The sequence below is a fragment of the Burkholderia sp. GbtcB21 genome (assembly GCF_019091065.1).
Classification (GTDB): domain Bacteria; phylum Pseudomonadota; class Gammaproteobacteria; order Burkholderiales; family Burkholderiaceae; genus Burkholderia; species Burkholderia pyrrocinia_C.
In genome coordinates, this window is the sequence record NZ_JAGXKA010000002.1 from 459,351 (window position 1) to 477,042 (window position 17,692).

Here is a 17,692-nt window from a genome sequence, read left to right on the forward strand (position 1 = left end):
AAATACTATGTCCCAACGGCCGGGCAAGCAGATTCCCGTGAATCGCTGGCAACCCTCCCTCAACTCCTGACTTGCGCTGCTATCGCGCGACCGAGGCGCTGCGCGCTTTGCGCCCACGTATCCCACTTAAGCCGGGTAACATCCGGCACCTGTCCTTTCTGATTCAAATCGAGCCAAGTCAACACTGCTTGCGCCAAATCCGCATCATCCGCGCCTGAGAAATAGGTCGCCGTGTCGCCCGCTACTTCCCGGAACACTTCGATGTCACGTGCGAGGATCGGCTTACTATGCTGGGCGGCCTCGATGAGCGGCAACCCGTAACCCTCTCCTTCCGATGGTGACAGCAAGCAGGACGACGCAGCATAAACACGCTCAAGATATTCGTCGCTTATCCCGTCGAGCCAGAACAGCCGCTTCGTCAGTTCGCTGCAATTCTGGATCGCCTTAATCGTGGCTGGGATGTTTCGGCGATCCTCTTCTGGCAAGGGTTTCCAACCCTCACGTCCGACAATGACCAGATTTACGTCAACACCGGTCTGCCACATTCGTTCGAATGCTCGCACGGCTTGCAGATGTCCCTTTCTAGGCTCAATCGTCCCGACCATCAGGAACGTGGGCCGCGCAGCAATTTCGTTCAGGACTTGCTCAGCGCCTGCCGGAAATCCGAATGTGGGGAAGGATGCGTTGACGTCTGCCCCGTGATGCGAAACGAGTAGCTCGGGGCGACGACCAGGTTCCCGAACATTCTCCTCCATCCATCGCGTTACATCCCGTTTCACGTGTTCGGAAATACAGATCAGCATATGTGAATGGGCGCAGATGGCTGCCATCCAGGCACAATGCATGTCGTGAGCCCACGGCGGGAAAAACTCCGGCCGAGTTATCGGCAGGATGTCGTGCACTACGTATCCAATTTTCGCGCCGGCAGCGCGCCAATACGCGTACAAACCACTGCGCTCCGCATCAACGACTCCATCCGAAAACAGATCCAGTCCGATCAACGCATCGCCCTTGGACGGAACGACGATCTCGTCCTGCTGATTCAGTATCTCGAATCCCGGCTGACCCGCAAGATATTTCATCGCCCTACGAACACGCCAGCGCCCACCTTCGTTGCAGAGATAAACTGGAACGACCTCGAACCCGCTTGGAGGCGCAAGCAGCATTTCCCTAACCAGAGCGCGTGCGACGCGCTCGATACCCGTCTTGAGATCGTTCCGTACTGTCGCAGATATATCGAGATAGATACGGCGACGCGTCGGTGCGCACACAAGATCTGCAGCCTTTTGCATACAGATTTCACGATCGGCAGGCGCAAGCGATGCGACCTGCCGACCGAAACCAATCATGCTCCGTCTGACATTCTGGATCTCTACACTATTACATGCGTGTTCTATCGACGCCGCATAACCAGCTGCGGTCTTGTGAGGATCGTGACTGGCCTCGACATACGCAATCCCCTTCTTGCCAAGGTGTGCACGCAGTTCCGGACTGGAATGAAGGCGCTCAAGCGCTTCAGTCAGATCGTTAGTATCGAATTCGTCATCGAGCTTGATCAGCGTGTCGTCGGGATATTCAGCCATCGGGCCGTTCGCATTGACGATCAGCGGCACTTTGTATGCAAGACAATCGAGCACCGTACGCGACGTCTCGCCACGCGAATGGGTACGCAACTGCACCGCGACATCCACAGCGGACAGGTAGTCAACAAACGTGTCATGATCAACGAAACCCGTGATATGGATACGCCGCCCACCGTCAATACCAGCGATAGTTTCGTCGATAAGACGTCCGTAATCAGCCTCTTCCTTTCCGCCAACGAAAATTAGCCTGCATGCCTTATCACTGGCCAAGCAGGATCCTTTCCATGCATCCAGAAGAATGTGATTCAACTTCGTGAAATCCATGAAACCCAATGCGGCCACGACGAATTCGTCCGGCCGGAGGCCCAAGCGGCGTCGAGAGTCGTCCCGATCTCGCGGCCGAACGGACTCGCGGTGCTGACGCACCACCTGCACTTTCTCCAGGAATTCGTCGCCATAAAAACGCGCGACGAGTTGTTGCGAGTATGCAGAGTGCACAATGATGCCCAGAGCATTCTGCACGACGTCGTAGCTACAAGGCCACGCCAACTTTGCGACCTGTTCCCCTTCGCGCGCCAGTTGCTCCAACGCGCCATAGCCGTGCGATCGTTGCAATGACCGAATTTTCTCTCCAGGTCGATAGCCGGACGCATCCATCCAAAACACCAAGCTGCTGATATAGAAATCATGCAGCACCACGACCCCCGGATGACGCTTCATCATCTCGAGCATATGAACGTGGAACGGTGAGTTTCCGACTTGATATACGATCCGATCGAACTCCGAAGCATGCTTGTCAAACCACAACAGATTTTCAACCGAAATTCGTCCTTCGCAACGGCTCGATGAGACCGTTTTCTGATCGGTTATCACGACAATGTCGTAACGTTCCGAGAGCGTCGGTAGAAGTTCGCCAACATAATCAGCAATTCCGGTCTGCTCGGGCGGAAGCGGAGAAACGAGAGCAAGGCGCGGCCGACCTCCTCCCAAGGAAGGAAGCGGCGAGCCGTTGGTTGTCCGTACCGCCCGCGTTCCTGCGCGCTCTTCCAAGGCAAGCAGCGCTCTCTGCGCCGTCTTGTCCCACGAAAATCCAGCCGCTTGCTTCAACGCGCTGGACTTTAACGTTTCCCTATACCCGTCATCTGTCAATGCCTTGACCATCAATTCGGTCAATTGGGGAAGCGATGTCGGATCGAACAACGCGTCTTCTCGACCGATGACCTCCGGAACACTTGTTGCACTCGAGCCTATGGTCACAGCACCACAGGCCATTGCTTCGAGAGGAGGCAACCCAAAACCTTCATGCAGCGACGGAAATACAAACAGTTCACAGGCTCGATAAAGCGCCAGCAACTCTTGATCGGTCACATGACCCAGCACTCGCAGTTGATCGGGTGCCAATCCCGCCTCTTCCGCTACACGACTGGTGCGTTCGATCTGCTCTGCATCCGCACCACCGACAAGTACCACTTGTCGATGATTTCTTAGCGATGCAGGCATCGCACCGAACGCACGAATCAGTTGAGCGAAATTTTTCCGCGGCTCCAGATTGCCAGCCGACATCACGAACGGCCTCACGACGCCGAATCTCTCAAGCAGTTCAGACAATTCGGCTTCGGGCGTGACACCCGGTACGAAAGCGCTGTCACATGCCGAAGACATATTCACAACGCGGCCATCCAATTCCGGTATTGCCCGGATGCACTCGAGCCTAGCGTAGTCCGAAATCGAGAGCAAAAGATCCGCTCGCTTTAAAGACTCGATCTTGAGATCATAATAATTTCTATAATGACTCGGCCAATTTGGATCCGGATTGAGATACGGAATCAAATCATATAGCGTCACAGCAGTAAACGGCCCATCGCCCAACAAACCGATCGACGTAACTGCATCATCGACAAAACCTTCAAAAAGACTCGTCAACAACACTACATCCGGACTAATCGACTTGATTAGACGCTCCCTTGCAAGCTCAGCAAGCCGTGCGCGAGGCGCATTATTGACATCAAATTCCGCAACCGGCCCCTCAGCATCAAATACGATAACATCGACGCCGTCGATATCTCCGCTGAACTGAGCTTTGAGATCATCCAACCCATCCGCGTAAAGTCCATTCAACAGGAGCGTCACCGAATGCTGGTTACGATTGCGGACGATAGCCTTAGCCAGGGCGAGCGAATACCGCCCAATCCCTCTGAATCGGCTTGCAGATTGACATCCCTGCAGATCAAGTATGATTTTCACGTGACTTATTACGGTAACAAATCGTCAATCAAAGGACCGATTCATAGCAGCGCACGACTTCCGGCATCACCAGCGGCCAGAGCAATCGGTCCCGCGCTGCCCAAATCGACTTATCCGAAGACATGCCAGCAACCTCGCCGATACCGGCTCGCATGGAATCGCGCGACCACGGGTCAACGTAAGTCACGGAATCACCGAAATACTCGCGGGTAGATCCAACTTTCGTAAGAAGCACACGGCAACCTAGCGCGGCAGCCTCGATGGCCGCAATGCTTGGCGTTTCCAGCAAACTTGGCATTGCAAAGAACTCACAACCGCTCAACGCGGAGCGCAGCATCTCGGATGCATAGGGTAGATTTCCAACAATCCGCAAGCGATCGCCACCGGCTTCCTTGCATGCGTCCGCGTAATATTGATTACGGATCGAACCAGCAATTACGAACGTCAGATCAGGCCGCTCCTCACGAAGCAAACGAAGGAATTCAAGTTGATTTTTACGTTCCTCGATATTCGCCACATTAAGAACGAATGGCCCATCAACACCATAAGCATCACGAAAAACACTTGGCGAAACCGAGACAAGAAAATCCGCCTCAGCACCATTAAATACCCGATGGAATTTTGATCGATCAATACCAAAGACATCGCTCAGGGTGTCCCCCTCCATATTGGAATTGACGACAATTCGATCAGCAAGCTCCAAAATATTCCATATATCAGAATACGGATAATTATTCTTTGTTTCCTGCGTTACCCACAAATTAGGACTGACGATTAATTTCAATCCTTTAGACTTCGCATAATCGCACATCTCGATGATGCCCGGCATAACAGAAAACACATGAAACAACTGATAATCTTTCAGCCTGGACTTCCACATGTCATACAGATCAACCTCGACACCAAAACGCGGCAAGTGATGCGCGTATGCTAACAATTGACGCTCCCCGCCACCAGGAACGTCCATAGACCACGGGTAATTATAAAAAAGGGCTTTCATGAATGGCTCGATTACGGAGTGGCTTTTGCAACTCTAAAAAATCTGACGATCGGCTTCAACACTGGTTCCAGACCGTATGCATTAACCAGTCTCGCCCGGTCACGCCGGAACCCTCTTCCGAAATCAGGAATGCAACCAGATTGGCCACTTCGGTCGGCGTCGTAAACCGCTTCAGTTCCAGCGGTTCGCATACGTCCTTGTAAAACTCGTCTGCCGAGAGCCCCTCTTCTGCCGCAATCCGGTCGACATCCTTGAACGACATCTCGGTGCCGACCCAACCAGGGCAAATGGCATTGACCGTCACGCCCTCCGCCCCAAGTTCCTTTGCCCAGCATTTTGTCATGCCAATCAACCCGAACTTGGAGGCGCAGTAAGCCGAATATCCGGCCCGCCCTTCCTGACCAAGTTGCGAGGCAACATTGACGATCCGGCCAGGCCTGCTCAAGTACGGCAACAGCCCTTTAGTTAGACGATATGGACCAGTCAGATTGGTGCTCAGCACCTCGTCCAGCGGGTCATCACCTTCGTCGAGAATGCCAAACGTCTTGCAGATTCCAGCGTTGTTCACAATACCCCAGAGCGCCGCCCGCCAGTTGGCCACGAACTGGCCAATTGCGTCGCCGCTCGCCAGATCGACCGCAAACACATTCGCCCTCGAATCTTTCACGAAATCAGCGCGTTGCAGTTCTTCTGCCGACGCTTCGCTGCTTACGATGAGATCGAGGTCGTATTGCTTGAGTGCAAGCACCTCGGCGATCGCGCGGCCGATACCACGACTTGCCCCGGTTACGATTACGCGTTTGCGCATTAGTCAACACTCCAGAAAAATTCAGTGTCTCGCATTCTGCCGACAGCCGCCATCAGTTGCTGGGCGGAGTCCGGCCACGAAAGCACCTCCATGCCGTTGGGCAACAGACATTGCCCCGAATTCCACTTAACAAGCCACTCGACAAGCAGCCCCTTCAAGTCCTCGCTCGACTCGCCAGAAAAGTACGTTGCGGCATTGCAGCAAATTTCCCGAAATACCGGGATGTCACGAACGATCAGGGGCAATTTGAAGTGCGCCGCTTCAACGAGCGGCAAACCAAAGCCCTCTGCCGACGAAAGTGCGAACAGCGCGGACGATGCCATGTACACCTCTCGCAAGTACTCGTCGCTAATGCCATCGAGCCAAAACAAACGCCTGTTCAAGTCGGGATGCCGCTTTATGCGTTCTGTCAAATGTTCGACCTTCCAACCAGCCCTCCCGACAAACACAAGCTTCACGTCCTGTCCGTCAGCCCAAAGCTTCTCGACCGCATCGAGGGCCAGTTCATGCCCTTTTCTCGGCTCCAGCGTGCCGACCATGAGAAAGGTCGTCGACAATTTGAGCTGTGCCAGGACGTCTGGTGCGTTGTGGGGCAATCCGCGCGAAGGAAGACTTTCTGTAATATCCGAACCGAGATGGAAATATTCGAGTTTGAGCTGATGTCGTCGCACCGGAGGAAACCGCTCCAACCAAGCGATGACGTCCTTACGTACGGCGTCGGAGATGCAAATCATGCCGTCGCTTTCTTCGCTGACGCACTCAAACCAGTAATTGAATAGCTTGAGATAGTCGTTACCTTCGAACCACGCGTTGGTTCCCTCAAACCACTCCGGATACATCAGCGGAATGAGGTCGTACACAACGAAATACACGCCAGCACCGTTCGTACGGAATCGGACGAGTTCCTGGCGCAGCGAAGGCGTGATGTTGTATGCGAGATCAACGCTGAGAAAAATATCGTCCTTCGCCGGCTCGACCGCAATTTCAACAGACGGATCGGGATTCCCTGCGAGCTGACGCTCGGCTAGCGCAGTGGCAGTTACAAAATGGCCCTTTGCCCCGTCTCCTCGCACCGGAATGACCTTCCAGTCCGCAGGCGTTTTTTGCCTCAGCGCTTGAAGCAACGCGCGCGTGACCCGTTGAATACCGGTTCCTTTGTCAAACCCGGCCAGTTCGGTCACGTCGAAAAATAAACGGTGGCGCATGAACTTCAATCTCAAAATAAACAGACACCGCCGCTCGATACGAGCGGCGGTGCAAACAAATAGCCAAGACGAGTATCGGTCAGCTATGCGGCCTCTGATAAAACTGCTTGCCGCACAAACCCATCACACTCCGGTCAACTGACCCGCAACGCGTCTCGCTGTCCCTGGCGACGGTTCCTTTCGATCGCCTCGAATATGACCGATTGCTCGATGTAATGCCCAAAGTTTCCATTATTGGTCGGCGCCATAACACCCGCCGTACGCACCAGGCCCATATAAGCCTTCCCACTGAGGAAGTGCTTGTCGTAGCGAATTTTTTCCCACAAATCGGACAACGAAAATGCCTCAGGCACGGTCGTCGGCAGACCAACTCTGCTAAACACGTCATAGTGCATCGCAACGGTTTCCTCGTCCGACAGTCCAAGCAGTAGGGCGACTTCCGCAGAAACACACATACCAATCGAGATCGCCTCGCCGTGGTACACCTCCCCCTCCGAGAGATGCTCGACCGCGTGACCAATCGCATGGCCGTACTGCTTCAGCGTTTCATCGTAATCCGAATCAAGATCGCCGCTCATCACCTCGAGTTTCAGTTCGATCGATTTCGTCACGACCTCGGACAGAAAGTCTGGATCGACGAGATGCTCGCTGTTCGAACAGATGTAGTCGAGGAATTTCGTATCCTGGCAAATCGCGTGCTTGATCGCCTCGGCCAGCCCGTCCCGAATAAGTCGAACGTCCAGCGTACGCAACACCAGCGGGTCGACCACAATCTTGGAAGCCGGGTAATAGCTTCCGATCAGATTCTTGCCGTGGTCGTAATTGATCGCCTGCTTGAAATCGATGGCCGCGTCGACCTGCGAAAGCAGGCTGGTCGGGAAATGCACAAGACCGATACCACGGTAAAGCGTCGAAGCCAAGAAACCCGCGAGGTTGTTCACCACCCCACCGCCGAGACTGAAGATCACCGAATATTTGTCGAAACCATAATCGAGTGCCTTCTCGACCAGCTGCGAGTACCACTTGAAGCTCTTCGATCCCTCGCTTGCGGGAACGACCAGCGTACGCACCGAACGGCCCGAACGCTCGATACATTCCAGCACGCGACGCAGGTAAAGTTTCTCCACATTTTTGTCGGTTACCAACAGGTGTTTCGACTCCAATCGGATATGGTCGAAAATCCCCATCGTATCCAAATGGCGGAGGGCATCTTTCTTCACGATGACTTCGCTTTCCAGCTTGCGATCAGCATGGAAGTTGAAGGTTCGCGGGACTGTATGTTCGCTCATATATTTCTAAATGACCACTCAACGTGTCGTAACGAGTATTGAATGCGTCAGGACCGCACGCGCAGCACGCGAACCAGCGGCTCGAGACATTGCGGCATCAGGTACTGGTTATGGACGTCGCGCTGCAGCTGCGGCGATACCGGTGCCTCCAAAGCAGCTTTCACACCGCCCTGAATCGATGCCGGCGACATGGGATCTACCTGATGCACCAATTCGCCGAAATGTTCCTGCGTCCATGCTCCCGCCGACAAAACCATTGGCACACGTGCCAGCGCAGCTTCGAATGCGGAGAATCCAGCCGGCTCGAGCGACACTTCGACGAACGCCTTACACCCTCGCAGCGCCGACCGCAAAATTTCTGACTTGGGTTGCAGATACGGAAGGAACTTGAAATGCGACGGAGCCGCCTTTACACACGACTCGTAGTAAGCGCGGTCACGATAGTCTCCGACGAACACAAGGGGAATCTTCGAGTCACGCAGCGCGTGTATCGCCGCCAATTGATTCTTGCGCTCCTCAATAATCCCAACCGACAACAGGTACTCGTCGAGCTTGTAGGTTTCCTTGAACAACTGCCCGTCGACCAGCTCCTCGAAACACGAATCGACACCCCACCGGCAATACGCCACTTTCGCTTCGTCTAGCGAAACGTGCTGCGCGATGTTCGCGTACTCAGATTTCGACTTGAATACAACCACGTCGGCGAGGTCGAAGAACGCCGCGACCGAGTCCTTCTCGCCCTGCGCCGGCGCTTTCGACCACCACACTGCGGGCAACAGAACCAGCTTCTTGCCAGCGGCCTTCACTTCACGGACGAACTCCATACCCGTTGGCACAACCGAGTAATGCAGGACGACGTCGTACCGGTTGAGCGGCTGGCAGCCCGGCCCGTAAAGATCCGCGCGAACGCCAAGTTGCCGCAGATTCGCCAGCAGATCCACCAGCTCAAGCTCCCCACCGCCGCGATGCAGAAATGCGGCAGGATAGGTCGTGATCAAGACACGCGAATCGCTCATTCAACACTCCAGTTTAATGTTCGGAAGCAAGCGGCTGCGGCCTTTCCCGGCCGGCCTGCCGCCACACGTGATTCAGCATTTTAACGGTTCGGGCTTCCCAAGTATTGTCGCCCACGCCGGCCTGCGCCTCTGCCGGCGTCAGTCTACCGCGTTGCAGCTGCCGTTCGATCGCCTCCACGAAGCGCTCGGGCGTGTCGCCGACATCCAGACCATCCAGCCGCTCGCGGGTAAAATCCAGCGGGGTCGAAACAACCGGCACCCCTGCTGCCAAATACTCAAAAAACTTCATCGGGAACATCGAACGCGTGTAGTCGTTCAGCAGGGTCGGCAGCAACCCGACGTCCATGCCTCGCAGATAGTCAGGCAACTCTTCATAGCGCCGATACCCCAGGAAATGCACGTTCGGCAATCGCTTCAGCTGTGTGATCAGCTCGCTGCGCTGCCCTTCCCGCTCCTCTCCGATGAAGATCCATTGCCAATCCGGCCTCGCACGCGCGGCGGCCAGAACAAGCGGGAAATCGACCTTGAAATCGGACAAGACACCGTGGTACACGAGTCGCACGCCCGAAATATCGGCCACGTCGCGCGGCAATGGTCCGGGCTCCAACGCCCTCCCGAAATGGTCGGCGTCGACTACGTTGGAGAAAAAGTGCGTATTCGGATTAAATGGCAAGCACTGGTCTCGCAACGCGACAGCCGTTGTGAATACCGAATCGCACTGCTTGAGCAAGTCCTGCTGGGCGCTTCGGAAGGCAGGGACATCGACGCCCGGAATAGCAGCGAGATCGTCTACACAGTGATAGACAAGTGCGCCACTCTCCAGATTTCGCACGGCATCGAGCATGAATGGGTGGTAAGTCCAAATAATCGGCTGCTGAAACGAACGCCGGCGCGCAAACCGAGTGATGCTCCACCGCAGCAACGTCTGGTTGAAGCGACGCACCAGCGGCCAATGGTGCTTTGCCGGAATCATCAGCGGCGAAAGCACCCAGACATTGGACTCCCGCTGCGGCGGTGCAACGAAATTGGACCGCACACCTTGCCACAAACGGCGCCAGATACGCCCCCAATCCTTGCCGCTTGTGAGCTTTGGCGAGCGCAAGCCTACGCTCTCAACATACAGTACGCGCCAGCCGCTCTTCGCAAGCACCCGCGCAGTATGTTGCTTGTTCGTCCAGTATGGCTCGTCCCAGTCAGCTGTCGAAAAGAGCACACAATCGCCACGCGAGCCAGGCCGCCCTTTCACTTCAGCCACCAAACACCTCCTGTGGCTGGTCAAGCAGGTTCGCAACGATACGCTGCGACGCCCGACCGTCTCCATACGGGTTCGGGCGATCGCGCAGCGCCCCGCGTCGTTCCGCGTCATCGAGCCACGACGACGCTGCCGCCTCGATCCGATCGGCAGCCTGTCCGGCCAACGTGGCGAATCCTGCTTTGACGCCTTCCTCTCGTTCGGTGTGATTGCGCATGACGACCACCGGAACACCGAAGCTCGGCGCCTCTTCCTGGATACCCCCGGAATCGCTGATGACAAGCGCGCTGCGGCTGATCAGATAAAGGCTGGACGGATAATCGACGGGCTCAATCAATGCGAGATTCCGCACCCCCGTCAGCTCGCGCATGACGGGCTCCCGAATCGAAGGATTAAGGTGGACCGGGAAAATCCATTGGTACTGCGTGTAACGCTCGCACAAGCGCCGCAGAACCTGGCAGATACCCAACAGGGTTTCGCCGAAGTTCTCGCGACGGTGACAAGTCACCAGAACGAATGGCCGTGTCACATTGCACGACTCGGGCAAACGGAGGGACGCAGGCGCATCGAGCCATTCATGTTTCGCCAGCGCAATCGCATCCACGACCGTATTACCGGTCACAACAATGGACGCGTCGTCGATCCCCTCGCGCAGCAGGTTCTGGCGGGCGGATTCGGTCGGCGCAAAGTGGCGAGTTGCAATCCGTCCCAGCAGGCTGCGATTGGCTTCTTCGGGAAATGGGCTGGAGAGATCGCCAGTTCGAAGTCCCGCCTCGACGTGACCGACCGCGATGCCGCGATGAAATGCAGCGAGGCCGGCGCACATTGCAGTCGTCGTATCCCCTTGTACAAGCACCCAGTCCGGTTTCTCTCGCGCGAGAACACCATCCATCTCGGTCAGGATGCGTGCCGACAAGACGTTCAACGACTGCCCAGGGCTCATTGTATCGACGCCGATGTCCGCTTCGATACCGAAATAGGCAAGCGCCTGAGCGAGCATCTCCCGGTGCTGGCCGCTCGTGCACACTATCAAGTCGACGTTACCACGCAATGCCGCAACGACGGGCGCCAACTTGATCACTTCGGGCCGAGTGCCCATTATGACCATGACTCTCATTGCAACCGCCCACTATCGTTGACCTCAAGAAGTTCACCACGATATTCGACCGCAAGCGGAAATGGCGATGTAACGCCACGCATCGGTGTCACGACGTAAGTGTCGCCGTCCTCAATCAGGTCATACATCGACTTTGCAAGCAGGAAATCCATTGCGACTTCTTCGTTGATGAAGAGCGGTCGTTTGGCACGAGCGCGCATGTAGTGAACGAATTCCTCGTGAGCCGAAATCCGTTCGCCCTCGGTCCGCCAGCCGTATTGATATCGTTCGGAAAACGGATGATCAAGATAGCCGAACAGCGTCTTCGTCTCATAGGCGAGGTCGAATGCGGCCTTGAACACGGCGAGCGGATCGCCCTCCGCCAGCATGCAATCGCCGTGAAGCATACATTGCTGGCTATGTCCTACGAATCCCTCCGGCATCCCAGCCAGGATGCCGCCGCGGGCCAACAGGAACTCCGGATCGTTTCGGATGATTCCGCCGATACATCCGGCATAACCCGCATCGGCCAACCCCTCGAGCGCATAGTGCGGCGTTTGGTGAAAAGGGGATACCGCGTATCGCACCGGTCGAGCAATGACCGACTCGAGCAGGTGCGCAGATTCACGACCTTCCGCAAGCGCGGCCGCGTAGCTCCCTCCCCAGTTTGGCGCGTGCGTCGCAGTGTGGGAAAGTATCGCCGCGCTCGGATCGGCGGCCAACTCCTTCAGGATCACGTGATGCGTCGTATTCCCGAGGTTGGCGGTATGCACCGCCAGCGAAAACGGCACCCCAAGTCGGCGATATGCGTCCCAAAGGGGGCGGGCGGATTCGACGTCCTCGTCGCAATCAAGGCGCGAGGTAATCACGGCGTCATAGCCCCACGGGACTTCGCTCAACACAGGTTGACAGTGCAATTCATCTGCCCTGTAACCCGACAGGAAGTTCTCGACGACGCGCCATTCGAACGAATCACAAGGCCCGACTGGCCGATTGAACCACAGCACGCTCGTCGCTTCGTCGTCCCACAAGGCTGCATACGCAAACTGGCGGTCTTGCTCTATATACACGGACGCGAGTCGAGCGGACTCCGGGACATCCAGCGGAGCACCGACCGACCAAATTGAATCATCCGATCGAATCGCACCAAAACCCAGGTTGTTCCATTCATCAGCGAAATCGAAACGCTCGAATGGCCGTACCCACTCCCGCCCGCCGACAGAAGCGGTGAACCTCGTATAACGCACTGTTGCGCTACTCTGACTGGTGCAGCGGCTTGCAGCCGGCGCACTACGTGCTGCATCGGCAAAGCCTTCCACATGCTCGATCTGCCGACAATTCAAGCGAGTTGCAAGCGCATGCGGCATTCGCCCAAACACTAGCAATTTGCGCCCAGGCGTCCCAAGCCAGCCAATCAACGCATTGCCAAACTCATCTGGCACATCGACAGCAACCAGCACCGATGCGGAGCAGGTGCTCAGCGCGCTAAAACTAAGTGCGCGCGCTTGCCCCGACCCGACGGAACGACGCAGAGACGCCAGCACCAATTGCCCCGCAACCGCCGAGGTAGCTGAATAGATAACGCCGATCATGCGGTCACCACATGGCGGAATTTGGCACGGCTCCCTACCCGCACCAGCGCATCATGACCGACAAACTCGATTGCGAATGCGTCACCCCAATAGCCGCGCAGCTTACGTGTTGTGTCCTCTTCGGTCGCCCACGGCTCAAGCACGATGCGTAGTGTGGGCGGTACGGTACGTAGATCGATCTGAAATTCCTGAATGCCGCCCACCCGATGATCGAGCATGTCCTGAATGTGATGCGTCGCGTGAGCCACGCCGTTGATCGGTACGATGTCGTGAATCCGGCCAACCACGTCGCTCAGATACATTACGCCATTGCGCTCTACGACACGAGCGAGATCACCCGTTGCGTAGCGAATCAACGGCATGAGGTGATTGCGGAATCCCGTGAATACCAGCTCGCTGGCACCGTCTGCTTCCGCATCGAGATGGCGACTTTCGGGCCACCCTTCAGATTCGAGAATCTGAAATCCTGCGTCATGGCCGTCGAGCTCGTACGCCATCACGCCGAGTTCGGCGAGGCCGTAGCGGTTGATCACGCGACACTGCAGCGCACGCTCAATGATCAAGCGCGCCTGGGGCTCAAGCAATTCGCCGCTCGACTCGAAAATTTCGAATGCCTTGCCGCTCCCGTATTTCCTTTCGACGTAACATGCGAGCGCATACATGGTCGATGGATGCCCGTGCGCGAGAAACGGTCGCCGCGCCTTGAGCGTTTGCCAGATCTCTTCGAGGCCCTTGTCGTCGATGCTGTCAAAAAAGATGTTGCTTCGATTCATCGCGAAGCATTTGAAGTCTTCGCGGGATGGCCAATTCGGAGTAACCTCGTCAGGAAAGCGGCAGGCAAAATGCAACTCCGGATGGTAACCGCGCTTACCGATCCGTTGACGTGCGTAGAACGTCACGGCCGACGAATAATCGGCAGCCTCCTGATCGTAGTAAATCGTACAAGAGAGTCCGGTGGACCCCCCCGTCTTGCACGCATGATGCCGCACCGCTTCCAGTGGCTTTGAAAGCAGGCGTGCCCCCTGCTCCCGTATGATGTCTTTGGTCAGATACGGTAAAGACTCGAGATAGCGCGGATCCAGTCCGGCTTTCAGCGGATCGAAATTCCTTTCGCGGAATAGATCTCGGTAGTAAGGCACGTGCTCGCCGGCGAACTGCAGGATTTGCACCAAGCGGGCCAGCGCAATCCGCCTGCGTTGCTCGACCGGTAGCGCATAGTGACGGTGCAATTCCGCGACCTTGGGACGGACGTTGCGCTTTTCGCGACTCTCCGCGATCGGGTATGCGATGTACGCTCCCGCAGCGCCTTTCAGAAAGCGGAAAGGCTGGTGCCTAAACAACGACCCGCCATAGCGAATCAAAGGATGGTCTGAACGCATGTTTGATGCCTTTCCCGGCTCACCGGGTGAGCCGCCGTTTGATATTCGATCGCCTGCAGCGTAGGAGCGCTTTCAGGAAAGCGACGATGTGGTGGGCGGTGCTTGCACCGCGGGGGTGATCGGCTCGTCCGCCACGATCTTCCCGTGCTCAAGGCTGATTCTTCGGGTACACACGCGCGCGACCAACGTCGGATCATGGGACGCGATCACGACAATGGATGCATTCCCCACCAAGGTTTCAAGACGCCGCGCTGCCTTAGCACTGAACTCCGCGTCGCCGACGCTGAGCCACTCGTCCATGATCAGAATGTCCGCCTCAACACTCGTCGAGATCGCGAACGCTAGGCGCAGCATCATCCCGCTCGAATAGGTCCGGACCGGCAGGTTCAAGTACTCTCCGAGATCGCTGAAATCAGCAATTTCGTCGATCTTGCTGCGAATTCTGCTTGGCGACAGGCCGTCAAGAATGCCACGCAGGTAGATATTCTCGAACCCAGTGGCATCCGGATCCAGCCCCATGGACACGTCCAGCAGCGACGCAACCTTACCATGCACCTTCAGTTTGCCTCGGACCGGCTCGTAGACCCCGGAAAGCGTACGCAACAGCGTAGTCTTTCCGGAGCCGTTATGCCCGACAAGGCCGACACGCGCACCGTCGGCGAACTCGAAACTCAGGTCATCGAGCGCACGAACAATCGTATGTTTTCCCGCATCCTGACCGATACGACCACCGGTCGTCAGGTTCAGTACCGCCTTCTTCAGTGAGCGATGGGAATTTTCGTAAATAGGGAATTCGACAAATATTCCCTCTGCAACAATAGATGAGCTCACGGTATCAAAGCCAGTATGGAACCCGATTACGGGTGCGTCGCATCAAGAATTGCGAGAATGCAAGCCCTGCGACAAGCATTGCCACCGACCATACCCAAGACTCCCAATGCATCGGTCGACCGGTAATCGGTGCACGCACAATTTCCATCAAGTGATAGAGTGGATTGTATTCAGCCACCCAAGCGCGGTCCTTCAGAATTTCAGGCGACCACATCACCGGAGTGAAAAAAAACACCACTTGAATCAAATTGGTAACGATCGGCGGAATATCGCGAAAACGGGCACACAGTATTCCGAGCGTCACACTGATCCATACTCCGTGCAGCAGCAGCAGAAACAATCCAAGCGGCACCAACAGAAATTCCCATGTGGGCCAGTGTCCGAACACGATAAGCAACACCACGACGACCGGGAAACTGTGAAGCATTATCACGAAGTTGCGCCATACGATCCGACACGCATGAATCGTAAGCGGAATCCGTATCTGCTTGATCATGAAGGCGGAACCAATGAAAGCGTTACACCCCTCGTTCGCGACGGTCGACAAGTACTGCCAGAGAACCAGCCCTACCGCCAGATACGGCAGGTAGTCCTTGATCTCCTGGTGCAGGAGGGTCGAGTACAGTGCGCCAAGCACGATGACCATGATCGCCGTGCTAAGCGTAAACCAGAACGGCCCTATCACTGACCGGCGATATCTCTGACGAATGTCATGCCACCCCAAGGTTCCCCACACGCGCGCCGACTTCACGCCAACCAAAATGTCGTCGCGTCCGCTGTGGGAGCCAAGGTCGCTGCCTCCGCGGTCGATTGCCGCAGCTTCAGTGCTGTTAAGCACGCCCATAGACATCCTCAAACCTGACGATATCGTCCTCGCCGAGATACTCCCCGCTCTGCACCTCGATCATCACAAGATCGACAACACCAGGATTTTCGAGTCGATGCTTGTGGCCAGCCGGAATGTACGTTGATTCGTTTGTCGAAACGAACAACTCCCGATCACCATTCACGACTTTCGCCATTCCGCTTACGACAATCCAGTGCTCGCTGCGATGGTGATGCATCTGCAGGCTAAGACTTGCACCAGGCTTGACCTCGATGCGCTTGATTTTGAAGCGGGCACCCTCTTCCAGCACCGTATACGTCCCCCACGGACGATGAACGGTACGATGCAATTTATGCGCTTCGTGACCGCGCGCCTTCAATTCCGAATAGATGTGCCGAACGTCCTGCGCCCGATCGCGATTGACGACAAGCAGCGCGTCTGGCGTATCGATCACGATGAGATTATCGACGCCAACCGCGCCGATAATTCGATCGTTGCTCATCAGGTAGCAATTTCCGACATCGTGCAGCAACGCCTCGCCCTCAACCCGATTACCGTTGCCGTCCGGCTTGCAAAGCTCGCTAATGGCGGCCCAGGATCCGATGTCGCTCCACCCGATGGTGCACGGGACGACGGCAACGTTCGTCGATTTTTCCATGACCGCATAGTCAATGGAGTCATCGGGTACGGCACCAAAGCGCTTGGGTTCCAGTTGAACCTGCGTCCAACCGCTTCCTTCCGAAATTCGGGACGCCTCCATGCACGCCTGAGTGGCTCGCAGGATGTCCGGACAGTGCGTTTCCAGTTCGCGCAGCATGGCGCCGGCCGTAAAGCAGAAGAGCCCCGAGTTCCAGAGGAATCGTCCAGATTCGACGTATTCTCGCGCCTTTGCAAGTGCCGGCTTCTCGACAAACCGCAACACTTTATTACCGTCGGCTTCGATGTAGCCATACCCGGTTTCGGGCGTTTCGGGACGGATACCAAACGTGACTATCTTGCCCTGCTCGGCCAACTTGACGGCCTCGTCGACGGCCTTTGCGAACGCGTCCTGATCGGAGATCAAGTGGTCCGCAGCCAAGACAAGCATCGTTGTTTCAGGACCGGATACCTGTGCAACGTGCGAGGCTGCCGCAGCAATCGCAGCCGCCGTATTGCGGCCGAACGGTTCACAGATGAACGACGTTGCGACGTTGCCTGTATTGACCTCCCGAAACTCGTCTTCCGCCTTGAAGAACAGATCCCGGTTCGTCACCGTGAGGACCTGCTCGACACCCGGCAAGCCAGTCGCGCGAAGGAAAGCCTTCTGAAGGAGACTCTGCCCGTCGGAAAGGCGAATGAAGGGCTTGGGATGCATTTCTCGCGACACCGGCCATAACCGCGAACCGGCACCACCACACAGGATGATAGGGATCAAACTCACAAATTCCTCGCTGCACAGACTTTACTGAAAGGTTATCGATCGTCCTGCGCCGCCCCTGCGGCTATGCCCGGACCAGCGCTTGCTGATCGAAGCGGGACAATCCTGCCACCCTTAAAAATGGGGCGCCATCGGAGACTGCTGTGAACAAATT

At 56.2% G+C, this 17,692-nt stretch carries 13 protein-coding genes; all 13 read right to left on the reverse strand.

Features of this window, described 5'->3' with window-relative positions; translation table 11 throughout:
* Window positions 1–59: 59 nt before the first annotated feature.
* A complete protein-coding gene (locus KVT39_RS06425; RefSeq protein ID WP_217588174.1) occupies window positions 60–3,713 on the reverse strand; it encodes a glycosyltransferase in 3,654 nt (1,217 codons plus the stop codon).
* A 142-nt stretch (window positions 3,714–3,855) separates the two neighbouring features.
* Window positions 3,856–4,827, reverse strand: a complete 972-nt coding sequence (locus KVT39_RS06430) for a glycosyltransferase (protein WP_212164296.1) — start codon at window positions 4,825–4,827, stop codon at window positions 3,856–3,858.
* Between the two features lie 55 nt (window positions 4,828–4,882).
* Complete coding sequence (locus KVT39_RS06435) at window positions 4,883–5,635, reverse strand: SDR family NAD(P)-dependent oxidoreductase (RefSeq protein WP_217588175.1); 753 nt, start codon at window positions 5,633–5,635, stop codon at window positions 4,883–4,885.
* The gene (locus KVT39_RS06440; RefSeq protein ID WP_217588177.1) at window positions 5,635–6,840 is read right to left on the reverse strand and encodes a glycosyltransferase family 1 protein; all 1,206 of its coding nucleotides are present in this window, start codon (window positions 6,838–6,840) and stop codon (window positions 5,635–5,637) included. The genes KVT39_RS06435 and KVT39_RS06440 overlap by 1 nt, the downstream gene beginning before the upstream one ends.
* A 134-nt stretch (window positions 6,841–6,974) precedes the next feature.
* Window positions 6,975–8,129 (reverse strand): 2-deoxy-scyllo-inosose synthase, encoded by a 1,155-nt coding sequence (locus tag KVT39_RS06445; RefSeq protein ID WP_059889011.1) that lies wholly within the window; start codon window positions 8,127–8,129, stop codon window positions 6,975–6,977.
* 47 nt (window positions 8,130–8,176) lie between these two features.
* The gene (locus tag KVT39_RS06450) at window positions 8,177–9,145 is read right to left on the reverse strand and encodes a glycosyltransferase (RefSeq protein ID WP_059888993.1); all 969 of its coding nucleotides are present in this window, start codon (window positions 9,143–9,145) and stop codon (window positions 8,177–8,179) included.
* A 13-nt stretch (window positions 9,146–9,158) separates the two neighbouring features.
* Entirely contained in the window at window positions 9,159–10,400 is a 1,242-nt protein-coding gene (locus tag KVT39_RS06455) for a glycosyltransferase (protein ID WP_347064879.1), read from the reverse strand.
* Window positions 10,393–11,514, reverse strand: a complete 1,122-nt coding sequence (gene wecB, locus KVT39_RS06460) for a non-hydrolyzing UDP-N-acetylglucosamine 2-epimerase (RefSeq protein WP_212164292.1) — start codon at window positions 11,512–11,514, stop codon at window positions 10,393–10,395. The genes KVT39_RS06455 and wecB overlap by 8 nt, the downstream gene beginning before the upstream one ends.
* Window positions 11,511–13,085 carry a polysaccharide deacetylase gene (locus KVT39_RS06465; protein WP_131947848.1) on the reverse strand — a complete coding sequence of 525 codons (1,575 nt, stop codon included), beginning with the start codon at window positions 13,083–13,085 and terminating at the stop codon, window positions 11,511–11,513. The genes wecB and KVT39_RS06465 overlap by 4 nt, the downstream gene beginning before the upstream one ends.
* Entirely contained in the window at window positions 13,082–14,464 is a 1,383-nt protein-coding gene (locus KVT39_RS06470; RefSeq protein WP_217588179.1) for a phenylacetate--CoA ligase family protein, read from the reverse strand. The genes KVT39_RS06465 and KVT39_RS06470 overlap by 4 nt, the downstream gene beginning before the upstream one ends.
* A gap of 72 nt (window positions 14,465–14,536) precedes the next feature.
* Entirely contained in the window at window positions 14,537–15,295 is a 759-nt protein-coding gene (locus KVT39_RS06475; RefSeq protein ID WP_059888998.1) for an ABC transporter ATP-binding protein, read from the reverse strand.
* Window positions 15,296–15,299: 4 nt separating this feature from the next.
* Window positions 15,300–16,139 carry an ABC transporter permease gene (locus KVT39_RS06480; protein WP_059888999.1) on the reverse strand — a complete coding sequence of 280 codons (840 nt, stop codon included), beginning with the start codon at window positions 16,137–16,139 and terminating at the stop codon, window positions 15,300–15,302.
* Window positions 16,126–17,541: a mannose-1-phosphate guanylyltransferase/mannose-6-phosphate isomerase gene (locus KVT39_RS06485; protein WP_131947850.1), complete on the reverse strand. Its 1,416-nt coding sequence runs from the start codon at window positions 17,539–17,541 to the stop codon at window positions 16,126–16,128. The genes KVT39_RS06480 and KVT39_RS06485 overlap by 14 nt, the downstream gene beginning before the upstream one ends.
* Between the last annotated feature and the right edge of the window lie 151 nt (window positions 17,542–17,692).